Source organism: Dietzia sp. CQ4 (genome assembly GCF_014145125.1).
In the GTDB taxonomy this organism is placed as follows: domain Bacteria; phylum Actinomycetota; class Actinomycetes; order Mycobacteriales; family Mycobacteriaceae; genus Dietzia; species Dietzia natronolimnaea.
In genome coordinates, this window is sequence record NZ_JAALDZ010000231.1 from 1 (window position 1) to 13,607 (window position 13,607).

General features: G+C 70.4%; 8 protein-coding genes, 1 tRNA gene and 1 pseudogene. 3 read left to right on the forward strand and 7 right to left on the reverse strand.

Annotated features, from left to right (window positions below):
* From G6031_RS13080 to G6031_RS13100, 5 genes and pseudogenes are all read right to left on the reverse strand, one after another.
* Positions 1 to 271: pseudogene (locus G6031_RS13080) on the reverse strand (acyl-CoA dehydrogenase); the annotation flags it as partial.
* Positions 268 to 1,440, reverse strand: a complete 1,173-nt coding sequence (locus G6031_RS13085; RefSeq protein ID WP_182653490.1) for an acyl-CoA dehydrogenase family protein — start codon at positions 1,438 to 1,440, stop codon at positions 268 to 270. The gene G6031_RS13085 and the pseudogene G6031_RS13080, both read right to left, overlap by 4 nt.
* A gap of 75 nt (positions 1,441 to 1,515) precedes the next feature.
* Positions 1,516 to 2,319, reverse strand: coding sequence for a crotonase/enoyl-CoA hydratase family protein (locus G6031_RS13090; protein ID WP_182645116.1), 804 nt, complete (start codon positions 2,317 to 2,319; stop codon positions 1,516 to 1,518).
* Positions 2,320 to 2,638: 319 nt separating this feature from the next.
* Positions 2,639 to 2,711, reverse strand: a tRNA-Thr gene (locus G6031_RS13095).
* Positions 2,712 to 2,833: 122 nt separating this feature from the next.
* A complete protein-coding gene (locus G6031_RS13100; protein WP_182653491.1) occupies positions 2,834 to 4,045 on the reverse strand; it encodes a DNA polymerase III subunit delta' in 1,212 nt (403 codons plus the stop codon).
* A 72-nt stretch (positions 4,046 to 4,117) separates the two neighbouring features.
* Between G6031_RS13100 and G6031_RS13105 the strand changes: the two genes are divergently transcribed.
* On the forward strand, positions 4,118 to 5,701 hold the full coding sequence (locus tag G6031_RS13105; RefSeq protein ID WP_179524440.1) for an adenylate/guanylate cyclase domain-containing protein: 1,584 nt from the start codon (positions 4,118 to 4,120) through the stop codon (positions 5,699 to 5,701).
* Positions 5,702 to 5,878: 177 nt separating this feature from the next.
* On the opposite strand, the gene topA is transcribed toward G6031_RS13105, so the two are convergent.
* Entirely contained in the window at positions 5,879 to 8,869 is a 2,991-nt protein-coding gene (gene topA, locus G6031_RS13110; protein WP_182653492.1) for a type I DNA topoisomerase, read from the reverse strand.
* Positions 8,870 to 9,490: 621 nt separating this feature from the next.
* Between topA and G6031_RS13115 the strand changes: the two genes are divergently transcribed.
* Both G6031_RS13115 and G6031_RS13120 read left to right on the forward strand, forming a co-directional pair.
* On the forward strand, positions 9,491 to 11,491 hold the full coding sequence (locus tag G6031_RS13115) for a 2-oxoacid:acceptor oxidoreductase subunit alpha (RefSeq protein ID WP_179524438.1): 2,001 nt from the start codon (positions 9,491 to 9,493) through the stop codon (positions 11,489 to 11,491).
* A 24-nt stretch (positions 11,492 to 11,515) separates the two neighbouring features.
* Positions 11,516 to 12,586: a 2-oxoacid:ferredoxin oxidoreductase subunit beta gene (locus tag G6031_RS13120; RefSeq protein WP_182615896.1), complete on the forward strand. Its 1,071-nt coding sequence runs from the start codon at positions 11,516 to 11,518 to the stop codon at positions 12,584 to 12,586.
* A gap of 69 nt (positions 12,587 to 12,655) precedes the next feature.
* Here G6031_RS13120 and G6031_RS13125 read toward each other — a convergent pair whose 3' ends face one another.
* A complete protein-coding gene (locus tag G6031_RS13125; RefSeq protein ID WP_347238498.1) occupies positions 12,656 to 13,453 on the reverse strand; it encodes an NRDE family protein in 798 nt (265 codons plus the stop codon).
* Positions 13,454 to 13,607 lie beyond the last annotated feature (154 nt).

Below are 13,607 nucleotides of genomic sequence, written 5' to 3' on the forward strand. Positions count from 1 at the left end.
TGGCGGCCTCGGCCCACCCCGCGCCGCTGCCACCGGTGTCCTCGGGGGCTGTGAGGCGGCCGATCCCCACCTCGGACAGAGTCCTCCACACGGCCGCGGAGTCCGGTCGGTCGGTGGGGCCGGAGAACTGCGCCAGCACATCGGCCATCATCGACTCGAGGTCCCGGTCGATCTCGAGTCCGAGGCCCTCCACGCCCTCGCGGGTCCCGGTGTCCTCCGACTTCGCCTCCCCCACCCCCGCGCCCATCGCATGCCCGGCCCCGGTGTTCATCGCATCCCCAGTCCCCGCGCGATCACGCCGCGCAGAATCTCGTTGGTCCCGCCCCGCAGGGTGAAGCCGGGCCGCTGGTGTAGTCCGGCACGCAGGAGGTCGGTGAGTTCGGACGCGGCCGGAGCCCCGCCTGCGTCATCGGGTGTGAACTCGTCGCCGAGTCGGGTGGAGACCACATCGACGATGTCGCCCTCGGTGGTCGTGCCGAGGAGTTTGACCAGGGCTGCGGCGTTGTCCGCCGGTTCGCCGCGCTGCAGGGCCCCGGCGATGTTCTGGCTCAGGGCGTGCAGGCCCGCCATCCGCGCGACCGAGCGGCCGAGATCCGTGCGGGCGGGCAGTCGCCCCTCGGAGACGGCCCCGATCTCGGCGGCGAGCAGGCGGAAGGAGGACAGGAACCGTTCGGGCCCGCTGCGCTCGAAGGCCAACTCGGAGTTGACCTGGTCCCAGCCGTTGCCGAGGGTGCCGAACACGCGGGAGTCGGGGACGAACACCTCGTCGAGGACGACCTCGTTGAAATGGTGGTCACCGGACAGGGACACGATCGGGCGGATGGTCACACCCTCGCTGCGCAGGTCGACGATGAACTGGCTCAGCCCCGCGTGACGGTCGGAGGTGTCCAGGGGTTCGGTGCGGGCCAGCGCGATGAACGCCTCCGCGTGCTGCGCTCCGGAGGTCCACACCTTCGTCCCGGTGATCGCCCAGCCGCCGTCGACGCGGACGCCCTTCGTCCGCACGCTGGCCAGGTCCGACCCGGAATCCGGCTCGCTCATCCCGATGCCGAAGCAACACTCCCCCGCGGCGATCCGCGGCAGGAACTCGCGCTTCTGCTCCTCGGTTCCGTACCGCAGGAGCGACGGGGCGATCTGCCGGTCGGCGACCCACTGCGCGGCGACGGGCGCCCCGACCGCGAGCAGTTCCTCGGTGACGACGAACCGCTCCAGGTGCGTGCGCCCCCGACCGCCGTACTCGGTGGGGACCGTCATCCCCACCCACCCCTGCTCGGCGAGCCTGCGGGTGAAGTCCTCGTCCCACCGGGTGAGCCACGTGTCGATCCACGGCGTCAGCCGGCCGGCGGCGATCTCCGCCGAGAGGAACGCCCGCACCTCAGCCCGCAAAGCGTCCATGTCCGCCGATGCCAGGGTGGTCGGTGGGACGAGTGCAGACGTCATCGGTGCTCCTAAGGGGAGGGCTGGCGGTGGGCGTGACGGCGGGTCAACCGGGCAGGGCGTCGGGGAGCCAGGGGGTCAGCGCCCCTCGTACTCCCCCGCGCGCTTCTCTCCGAACGCGGTGAGGGCCTCGCGGTGGTCGGCGGTGTGGTGCGCGAGTGCCTGCATCGCCGCCGAGAGCTCGAGCAGTGACTCCAGTGACTGGTGCTGGGACTCGCGGAGCAGACGTTTGGCCATCCGGACCGCGTGCGGCGGGTTCTTGGCCACCCGGCCGGCCAGAGCACGGGCTGCCGGGAGCAGCTCCTCGGGCTCCACCACCTCGTTGACCAGGCCCCACGCCGCGGCCTGCTCGGCCTTGACCCGGTCGCCGGTGAGCGCCATCTCCGCCGCTCGCGCGGGGCCGATCGCCTTGGTTAGCAGCCACGCGCCGCCGTCACCCGGGATGATCCCGAGCTGGACGAAACTCTCCGCGAACCACGCCGTCGTCGAGGCCACCCGGAGATCACACATCACCGCCAGGTCACACCCCGCACCGACGGCGGGGCCGTTCACCGCCGCGATCACCGGCACCTCGCAGTGGTACAGCGCGCGCGGGATCCGCTGGATACCCGTGCGGTAACCGTCGCGGAGTTCGTAGGGACTGCCGCCGAACATCCCGGCCCTGTCGACCATGTCCTTGACGTTGCCGCCGGCGGAGAACGCCGACCCCGCGCCGGTGAGGACGACGGCCCGGACCTCATGATCAGCGTTGACCTCCGCCACCCGGGCGCACAGTGCATCGACGATCGCCGGGTCGGAGATGGCGTTCCGGGACTCCGGCAGGTTGAGCGTCCACGTCTCGATGTGATCGGCTCGCTCGACTATCAGGGGCTGAGAGGTCATGGGCACTTCCTGTAGAGGGGGGTCGCAGCCCAACGGTAGCCAAGCGGGTGGCCGCGCCACCACCAATGCTCCGATGCCGCCCACTTCGGCTACGGGTTCGACCTCGTCGTCGTCGCCCGGGGCTGGACCGGTGGGGGCGCGGGTGGTTCATTCGCCACGCCGGCGAGGAACCGCGCGGCTGACGTGCCGGAGAGAGGCCCGTGGGCGGTCCCGAGGGATCCACACAGCGAATCGAGCCCGCCGTGGGCGCACGACACACTCCCCCACACAGAACGCCCCTGACCCCGGTTTCCCGAGTTCAGGGGCGTTCCTGCTTCTGAGCCGCGTGTCGGAATCGAACCGACGACCTTTTCATTACGAGTGAAATGCTCTACCGACTGAGCTAACGCGGCGAGCCCTTGTGGGGCGTCGCAACTATATACGACTAGCCCGCGCGGCCGGAAAACGCCCGGCGCCCACGGGGCCCACCCCGCCCGGGTCCTGCTGTCTCATCCGTTCTGACTCACCCGTTGCCTCACCCCAACGCCTCGCGGATGGCCCCCACCATCGCCGACACGGCGAACTTCGGCTTCACGTTGACCTCGATGGCAGCGCGACACTCCTGGATGGCCTCGATGGCCCCCAGCACGGACGCCGGCGGGTAGTGCCCCCCGAGGCGCGCCGACTCCTCGGCCTTGTCCGGGTGCACCGGGGCGACGTCCGCGACCCCGAGTCCGGCCATGAGCGCGTCCCGGTAGAAGCCCGCCAGGTCGACCAACGCCAGGTCCAGCGAATCACGGGTGGAACGGGTCCGCCGCGACTTCTGAGCCTTCTCCAGCTCCTTCACCGCGCCCGCGGCGCCGCGACCCGCCGCGACCGCCCCCTTCCCTGTGCCGCCCACACCCATCGCGGTGCGCAGCTCCTCCACCTCACGCTCGTCGTTCCGGGTGTTGCGGGCGAGGGCCTCCTGCTCCGCGGCGCTGACCAGCCTGTCCGCGAGCGGGAACGCCCGGCCGGGATTGTGCATGACCATGGGCAGCTCCAACACCACGTCCCGACGCTCGCGGGTGGCCTCGTCGGTGGCCAACCACCGGGCGCGACCGATGTGCCCGGAGGAGACCGCAGCGGCCCACCGCGCACGTTCCGGGTCGATCCCACCGCCGGCGAGGAGCGCGCTCTCCACGGCGGCCGCGTCCGGCTGACGCAGCGCGACGTTCCTCGACCTGGACCGCAGGGTGACCATGATGTCCATGGGGTCCGTCGTGGGCGAGCACAGCAGGAACACCGTGCGGCTCGGCGGCTCCTCCACCACCTTGAGCAGCGCGTTGCCGGACTGCTCGGTGAGCCGGTCCGCCTCCTCCACCACCACGATCTGCCAGCGACCGGTGCTGGGGCGGCTGGCGGCGCGGTGGATGGTCTCCTTGACGTCCTTGAGGAGGATGTTGATCCCCTGCGGAGCCAGGAGATGCACATCTGCGTGGGTCCCCGCCAGCACGGTGTGGCAGGACCGGCACTCGCCGCAGCCCACGATCTCCGGGTGCTCGCACTGCAAGGCGGCGGCGAAACACGTGGCGGCGACGCTCCGGCCGCTCCCCGGTGGACCGGTGAACAGCCACGCGTGGACCATCCGCGCGTCCGACTCGTCCCACCCCTGGCCCGGCACCCGCGCACGCGCCGCCGACGCCGCGGCGGTCAGCTCCGCCACGACGTCGGACTGACCGGCCAACCGATCGAACACCCCTGGCATGGCCCCACCATATCGCCGCACTACGTCACACCTGCGTTCCCGTGACGAGCCCCGGGAACTACCCTTGACCGAATGGAGCGATGGGTCAGGCTGTTCCGGTGGCTGTGGGCCACCCCCTGGCCCGTCTATGCCCTCACGATGGTGCAGGCCAACATCATCGGCGCGGTCTTCGTCTTCGCGTTCCTGCGCTTCGTCCTCCCGATGGACCGCTTCCTCGACCTGGACCAGTTCCGGTTCCTCAACCAGTACCTGTTCATCGGCTACCTTGTGCTGGCGTTCATCGGCGGGGTCATCGCGTCGACCCTGCTTCTGCTCCCGGTACTCCGGGTCGACCGGTCAGGTGAGGAGTTCGGCGGGGCGATCCGCAACCGGGCCCTGCGGCTGCCCTTCCACCAGGCGCTCATCTCCGGGGCCATGTGGCTGATCGGCACCATCGTCTTTGTCGTCGCCAACGTGGCCCACTCCCCCCGCCTCGCCCTGGTGGTGGGCGTGACGAGCATCCTCGGCGGGACCACCACCTGCCTGATCTCGTACCTCCAGGCCGAGCGGATCATGCGACCGATCACCGTCCGCGCCCTCGCCCAGGGCGTGCCGGCCAACCGGCACGTCCCGGGGGTCCGTCGACGGATCTTCCTGGGCTGGGCGCTCACCACGGTCATCCCCGTCGCCGGGATCCTGCTGATCCTCACCGGGCAGTGGGTCGGGCTGTTCGGTGACGACCCCGGGCACATCCTCGTGGCGCTCGCGGTGATGGCCAGCGTCGCCGTGATCGCCGGCGCGATCGGCATGGGCCTGGTCTCGGACTCCATCGCCGACCCCGTCCGCGAGATGCAGGCGGGCGTCGGTCGGGTCAAGAAGGGCGACCTCGAGGCCCGCGTCACCATCTACGACAGCTCCGAGATCGGCCGACTGGGCCAGGGCTTCAACGAGATGGTGACCGGCCTGCAGGAACGCGAGGCGATCCAGGACCTCTTCGGCCGCTACGTCGGCGAGGACGTGGCACGCCACGCACTCGAACGAGGGACGGAGCTCGGGGGCCAGGAGCGGCAGGTCGCGGTGCTCTTCGTCGACCTGACCGGATCGACGGAGTTCGCCGCCGCCCACGAGCCGGCCGAGGTCGTCGCCGTGCTCAACGAGTTCTTCCGCATCGCGGTGGAGGCCGTCGACACCAACGGCGGTTACATCAACAAGTTCCAGGGCGACGCGCTGCTCGCGGTGTTCGGTGCGCCAATCGAGGTCGAGAACGAGGCCGGACGGGCGCTCCGGGCCGCCCGCGCCCTCCAGAGCCAGCTCGCCGGGCTCTCCCCGCTCTCGGCGGGTATCGGGGTCTCCTACGGCACCGTGATCGCCGGGCACATCGGACACGCCAAGCGCTTCGAGTACACCGTGATCGGTGATCCGGTCAACGAGGCCGCACGCCTGACCACCCTGGCCAAGTCCGAACAGGGCCACGTCCTGGCGTCGGCTGCCGCGATCCGCAACGCCGACGCTCCCGAGGCGGCGAGGTGGGTGCTGGGACGCAGCGTCGAACTGCGTGGGCGCGGCATCATGACGCAGCTGGCCCGGCCGCTCCGGCCGACCCTCGCGGACCGGTGGCAGGCGGGGAACGTGGCGCTTCGCCCCACCGTCGAGGGTCTGGACACCGCCGACACCTGATCCGCACCTCGGTTGGCGGACACCACCGCGCCGTTGGCGGCCACCCCCTCCGCGCTGGCGGACGCCTCCGCGCCGTTGGCGGACGAATTCCGCGTCCTGAGGGCCCGTGAGCACCGATCCTGTCCGCCAGCGCGGAGGAGGTGTCCGCCAACCGCGGGGAGGGTGTCCGCGGTCGGGTCAGCGCCCCGCGGTGGCTTTCTTGGCCGGAGACTTCTTGGCCGGAGACTTCCGGGCCGGGGCCTTCTTCGCCGCGGCCTTCTTCGGCGGGGACTTGGCGCGCCGCTCGGACAGCAGTTCCGAGGCGCGCGCGTCGGTGAGCGTCTCCACTGTGTCGCCCTTGCGCAGGGACGCGTTCGACTCCCCGTCGGTCACATACGGCCCGAAACGCCCGTCCTTGACCAGCATCTGCTTGCCGGAGACCTCGTCGACCCCCATCTCGCGCAGCGCCTTGGGTGCGGCGGCCTGCCGGCCCCGACGCTTGGGCTCGGAGTAGATCTTCAGAGCCTCCTCGAGCGTGATGGTGAAGACGGCGTCCTCGGTGTCCAGGGTCCGCGAATCGGTGCCCTTCCGCAGGTAGGGACCGTATCGGCCGAGTTGCGCGGTGATCTCCTCACCACTCGTGGGGTCGACGCCCAGCACCCGCGGCAGCGACAGCAGCTTGAGTGCCTGCTCGAGCGTGACCGTGGCCGGCTCCATCGACTGCATGAGCGACCCTGTCCGCGGCTTGGGGCCGGTGGGGTTGTCGGACTCCTTCTTGGCCTTGCGGGTCACGGCGGACTTGGCCTTGGTCGCGGCCTTCTTGGCCTCCGCCTTGGCCTCGTCATCCTTCGCGGCCGCCATCGCGGCGTCGCGCTCGGCGTCGATCCGCTTCTTCTCCGCCTCGGCGTCGGCGAGCACCTTCTTGGCCCACTGCGCCTTCTCCGCGTCGGTGGGCTCGGGCAGCTTCTCGGTGACGTAGGGGCCGAATCGGCCGTCCTTGACCACGATCTCGTGACCGGTCTCGGGATCCACGCCCAGCGGACGCCCGTCCTGCGGGGTGGCGAAGAGTTTCTCGGCCACCTCGAGCGTGAGCTCGTCGGGGCTCATCCCCTCCGGCAGGTTGGCGCGCTGCGACTCCTGCTCGCCGCGCTCCCCCGCGACCATGCGCTCGAGGTACGGACCGTAGCGCCCGACACGGACGTGGACCGGTCGTCCCTCGGAGTCGTCGAAGACCCGGATGGAGTTGATGCTGCGGGCGTCGATGGCCTCGAGGTTCACGTCGATGAGGTTCTTGAGCCCGACCGCGCGATCCCCGTCCCCGGCCGACCCGGCGCCGTCGGGGTCACCGAAGTAGAAGCGACGCAGCCAGTCGTCGCGGTTCTCGCGCCCCTCGGCGATCTCGTCGAGCTCGTCCTCCATGAGCGAGGTGAAGTCGTAGTCCACCAGTCGACCGAAGTTCTGCTCGAGCAGACCGATCACGGCGAACGCCACCCAGCTGGGCACGAGGGCGTTGCCCCGCGAGTACACGTACCCGCGGTCCTGGATGGTGCGGATGATGCTGGCGTAGGTGGAGGGGCGGCCGATCCCCATCTCCTCCATGACCTTGACCAGGCTCGCCTCGTTGTAGCGGGCCGGCGGGCTGGTGGTGTGGCCGTCGGCGGACAGATCCGAACCCGTGAGCGCCTGCCCCTCGCTGAGCCGGGGCAACCGCCGCTCGGCGTCGTCCGCCATGGGCTTGTCGGACGACTCGGTGGACTCCTCGGCGGCCTCGACGTAGGCCTTGAGGAAGCCGGGGAACGTGATGGTGCGGCCCGAGGCCGCGAAGGTGGCCCGGCTGTACCCGGACGGGTTCTCGCCCGCGGCGCCCGTGATCCGGATGCTCACCGACGTGCCCTTGGCATCGGCCATCTGGGAGGCGACCGTGCGCTGCCAGATGAGCTCGTACAGGCGGTACTCCTCGGCATCCAGCGCGCTGTGCAGCTGACCGGGTGTCGCGAAGGACTCTCCGGCCGGGCGGATGGCCTCGTGCGCCTCCTGCGAGTTCTTGACCTTGCGGGTGTACTGACGCGGGGTGGGCGAGACGTACTCGCTGCCGTACAACTCCGTGGCCTGCGCACGCGCGGCCGACATGCCGCCCTCGGACAGCGTCGTGGAGTCGGTACGCATGTAGGTGATGTAGCCGTTCTCGTACAACCGCTGGGCGATGCGCATGGTGCGTTCGGAGGTGTAGCGCAGCTTGCGGCCGGCCTCCTGTTGCAGCGTCGAGGTCATGAACGGCGCGTAGGGGCGCCGGGTGTACGGCTTGGACTCCACGGAGTCGACCACGAAGTCGGCACCGTCGAGGGCGTCCGACAACGCACGGGCCGCGGCCTCCTCGAGCACCACCGCGTCCTTGGCCGCGCCGGTGGTCTTGAGGCGGCCGTTCTGGCCGAAGTCGCGGCCCTGGGCGACCCGGGCACCGTCCACCGCGGCGAGGCGGGCCGTGAAGCTGCGCGGCTCCCCCGCGTCCCCGCCGGTGGCCTGCTGCGTCGTCAGGGTCGCGGTGATGTCCCAGTAGTCGGCGGCGACGAACGCCATGCGCTCCCGCTCGCGCTCGACGATCACGCGGGTGGCCACGGACTGCACGCGGCCCGCGGAGAGCCGCGGCATGACCTTCTTCCACAGGACCGGGGAGACCTCGTATCCGTAGAGACGGTCGAGGATCCGGCGGGTCTCCTGGGCGTCGACCAGGTCGGTGTCCAGCTCGCGGGTGTTCTCGGCGGCGGCGAGGATCGCGGGCTTGGTGATCTCGTGGAACACCATGCGCTTGACCGGGACCTTGGGCTTGAGCACCTCGAGCAGGTGCCAGGCGATCGCCTCACCCTCGCGGTCGGGGTCGGTGGCCAGGAGGAGCTGGTCCACGCCGGCCAGTTCCTTCTTGAGCTCGGCGACCTTCTTCTTCTTGTCCGCGCTCACCACGTAGATCGGCTCGAAGTTGTCCTCCGGGTTCACGCCGAGCCGCGCCCACGGCTCCTTCTTGTACTTGGCCGGGATGTCGGCGGCGCCCTTGGGCAGGTCACGGATGTGGCCGACCGACGCCTCGACCACGTAGTCGGACCCCAGGTAGGGCTGGATCTTGCGGGCCTTGGTGGCGGACTCGACGATCACCAGGCTCCGCTTTCCGCCCGATGCTGTCTGCTTGCTCGCCACTGAACCGCTCCCAACCTGCGCTGATCCGTCGGCGACGTGTGTCGCCGAACTCCGGTCCCGGATACGGTACGCGTGCCGGGGCCTGTCTATGAGAATTCATACCAGGCCAGGGGCGCTCCCCGAGAGTCGCGTTCCGCCGCGGTTCCACCCCCGAGGCCGTGGACGGGCGCCGGTGCTCCGCCCTCTCCTCCCCCATGCGGAGGTGGGCCGAGGTGCCCTGGTGACGGTGAGAGATCGGCGACCCGGTGGGAATCGGTGCGCGGACGCATCCCTATATATATGTCTCCGTTCGCACCGGGCCGCCTCGTCGTGGTCGTCGTCGTCGTGGTCGTGGTCGTCGCCGTGGCCGTCGCCGTCGCCGGCGTCTCCGGTCATCGAGGTCATCGGGCTCGCACGCCCCCGGACACCTCGCCCGGGGGCCGCGCGCACTCCCGCCGATTGGCACGGATAGACAGACCGGTCTATGGTGATGACGAGGGGGCACTACGCCTAACTGGAACGTGTTACCGTTTTCCAATTCCGCCGCGGCCACGGGTCGCGCCGGAACCGGCGTACCGTCGGTGGCCGTACGGGAGTCACGACCAGCCCCGATCATCTCAGACGCAACGGAGGTCAGCAGCGGTGGGCAATGTGTCCAAGACCAAGCTGGACAAGGTGGTCATCCGCATCGCGGGCGACTCGGGTGACGGCATGCAGCTCGCCGGTGACCAGTTCACCTCGGAGGCCGCGGCCTTCGGGAACGACCTGGCGACCCAGCCCAACTACCCGGCCGAGATCCGGGCCCCCCAGGGCACGATCCACGGGGTGTCGAGCTTCCAGATCCAGATCGCGGACTACGACATCCTCACCGCCGGGGACCGCCCCGACGTGCTGGTGGCGATGAACCCGGCCGCGCTCAAGGCCAACATCGACGACCTGCCCTCCGGCGGCATCCTCATCGTCAACTCGGACGAGTTCACCAAGCGCAACCTCACCAAGGTGGGGTACGAGTCCAACCCCCTCGGCTCCCCGGCCTTCGAGGCATTCCAGGTGCACGAGGTGGCCATGGGCACGCTGACCATCGGCGCCGTCGAGTCCGTGGACATCGGCAAGAAGGACGCCGAGCGCTGCAAGAACATGTTCGCGCTGGGCTTGCTGACCTGGATGTACGGGCGCACGGTCGACTCGATCGAGAAGTTCCTGGGCAGCAAGTTCGGCAAGAAGCCCGCCATCCTCGAGGCCAACGTCCTGGCCCTGCACGCGGGCTGGAACTACGGCGAGACCACCGAGGCCTTCGCCTCGGAGTACGAGATCATGCCGGCCCAGCTGCCGAAGGGTCGCTACCGTCAGATCACGGGTAACACGGCGATGGCCTACGGCCTGGTCACCGCGGGCAGGTCGGCGGACATGCCCGTGTTCCTGGGCACCTACCCCATCACGCCCGCCTCGGACATCCTGCACGAGTTGAGCAAGCTCAAGCAGTTCGACGTGACCACCTTCCAGGCGGAGGACGAGATCGCCGGCATCGGCGCCGCCCTCGGCGCCTCCTACGGCGGGGCGCTGGGCGTCACCTCGACCTCCGGTCCCGGCCTCGCTCTCAAGTCCGAGGCCATCGGCCTGGCCGTCATGACCGAGCTGCCGCTGGTGATCATCGACGTCCAGCGCGGCGGCCCCTCGACCGGGCTACCCACCAAGACCGAGCAGTCGGACCTTCTGCAGGCGCTGTTCGGGCGCAACGGAGAGTCGCCCGTCGCGGTGATCGCCCCGCAGTCGCCCTCGGACTGCTTCGAGATCGCCCGTGAGGCGGCGCGGATCGCGGTCACCTACCGGACCCCCGTCATCGTGCTGTCCGACGGCGCGATCGCCAACGGCTCCGAGCCGTGGCTCCTGCCCGACGTGGCCGACCTGCCGGCGATCGACAAGAACCTCGCCACCGCGCCCGCGACCGGCGCCGACGGAGAGACCGAGGCCGCCGGGGACTACCTCCCCTACGCCCGTGACCCCGAGACGCTGGCCCGCGACTGGGCGGTCCCGGGTGAGCCCGGTCTCGAGCACCGCATCGGCGGGCTGGAGAAGGCCAACGGCACCGGCAACATCTCGTACACGGCGGAGAACCACGACCTCATGACCCGGACCCGGGCCCTGCGGATCGCGCTCATCGACGTGCCCGACCTCGAGGTCGACGACCCGTCCGGCGAGGCCGACGTCCTGGTGGTGGGCTGGGGATCGTCCTACGGCCCCATCGGGGAGGCGGTCCGCCGCGCCCGCGCCAACGGCCACCGCGTGGCCCGCGCGCATGTCCGCCACCTCAACCCGCTCCCGGACAACATCGGCGAGGTGCTCGCCAAGTACCACCGGGTGCTCGTTCCGGAGATGAACCTGGGACAGCTCGCCATGCTGCTCAAGGCCCGTTTCCCGGCTCAGATCCAGCCCATCACCAAGGTGCACGGCATGGCGTTCTCGGCCGAGGAACTGCAGACCGCCATCGAGGCGGAGTTCGCCGGGCGACTCACCCACACCGAGCACGACAAGTACCGTCTGGCGCTCGACGGGGTCATCACCACGACCGGCGAGCCCGCTGCGCGCAACCGGCGGATCGGCCACACCGCCACCGGCACCACCACCGCCAACCGAACCCGCTGACCCGCGAGCGAGGAGAGGATTTCCATGACCACCACCGAACCTGGACTCGTCGGCAGCCCGCTGCCCCTGGACGCGTTGGCCTCCGTACCCAAGAGCGATGCGCCGCAGAAGCCCAAGGACTACACCTCCGACCAGGAGGTGCGTTGGTGCCCCGGCTGTGGCGACTACGTCATCCTGGCCACCATCCGCGCCCTGCTGCCCAAGCTCGGTCTCAAGCGCGAGAACATCACGTTCATCTCCGGAATCGGCTGCTCGAGCCGCTTCCCGTACTACCTCGAGACCTACGGGATGCACTCGATCCACGGGCGCGCCCCGGCGATCGCCACCGGGTTGGCGACCGCCCGCCCGGACCAGTCGGTGTGGGTGGTCACCGGTGACGGCGACGCCATGTCGATCGGCGGCAACCACCTCATCCACACCCTGCGCCGCAACGTCAACCTCAACATCCTGATGTTCAACAACCGGATCTACGGGCTGACCAAGGGCCAGTACTCGCCCACCTCGGAGCCGGGCAAGGTCACCAAGTCCAGCCCCATGGGGTCGCTGGACCACCCGTTCAACCCGCTGTCGCTGGTGCTCGGCGCCCAGGCGAGCTTCGTGGCCCGCGCCCTGGACTCGGATCGCAAGGGTCTGACCGAGGTCCTCGAGGCCGCCGCCCGCCACCGCGGCACCAGCTTCGTGGAGATCCTGCAGGACTGCCCGATCTTCAACGACGGCTCGTTCGACCTGCTGCGCAAGGAGGACGCGGGCGACCACCTCATCGCAGTCCGCCACGGCGAGAAGATCATCTTCGGCGACGACGGTCAGCACTGCGTGGTCCGCTCCGGTTTCTCGCTGAAGGTCGCGGCGACCGCCGAGGTCGACGAGGCCGACATCATCGTCCACGACGCCCACGCCGAGGACCCCTCCTACGCGCACGCGCTGGCGAACCTGTCCAGCCAGGACCTCGAGTACACCGTCACCGGCATCATCCGGCAGGTGCACCGCGAGACCTACGACGACCAGGCCCGTGCCCAGGTCGCCGCCGCCAAGGAGACCGCACCGGCGGACCTGCAGTCCCTGCTCGACGGCAGCAACACCTGGACCGTCGGATAGTCGGACACGCTGGCCGGACGGCCACACCGGCGAGACCGCCCCGGGGGCGGTCACCGCGCGGATCTGCATTCAGAGCCGGGCGGTGACCGTCCCCGCGACGCGTCCCCGGGCGTCCCAGGTGCGCTCGACCACGTCGGCGGTACCGTGCTCGTCGATCCGCAGCGCCGTCGTCGACCGGGTCCCGTACCACCGGCCGATCCGGACGAACCGCGACGACAGGCGCCACTCGTGCCAGAGCGGGACCCCCGTCCGCGGCAGGTGCCGGATCGGCGCCTTGCGGCGATCGGCGAGCAGGTCGAGCAGGGGGCCCGACCAGTCCTGACCGGAGATCGCCTCGGTGCCCAGGAGGGTTCGCACCTGCGCGACCGCGCCGACGACCTTGGGCCACGGGGTGTCGAGTGCCGCGTTGGACAGGCCGTGGACCCCGGTGCCCAACCGCATCGGCCCCCGACCGGACCGGTTGGAGGCCCACCACATCTCGTCGAGGTCGCCGGCCAGGAGGTTGACCGGCCCGTACCTGCCCAGATCGTCGACGACGTGCTGGGCGAACCCGGTCACGGGGACCGGTCCGGTGAGCGCGTCGACCGGAAGCTCACCCCGGGATGCTGCCGCCGAGCGCTCGGGGCCGCCCTCCCGGACGTTGGTGACCGCCGCCAACCGCGCCCCGGCGGCCAGCGAGAGCCACGTCCCGCCGGCCGTGACGTCGCGGCCCGCGACGATTCCGGAGATCCCCTCCGTGTCGGCCGTCCATTCGTGCAGGGGTTCGGCGGGGCGGGCGTGGACCTCGTCCCGGTTGGCCACCAGCACCAGCGGGTACCGGGGGTGGACCCGGCGGGCGACGACGAGCATGCACATGGCATCGAACACTTCCCCACCGGATGACCAGGCGCAACACCGGGGCCCCGCCTCCCGGCCCGCGGCTCGGTCGGTTCGTTCACTCCGGGCGGTGGGGCTGGTCGCTCAGCGGGGCCACACCTCCGGCGGCACCCCGGGGGGCGCCGCGCCGAGGGTCTGTGCCAAC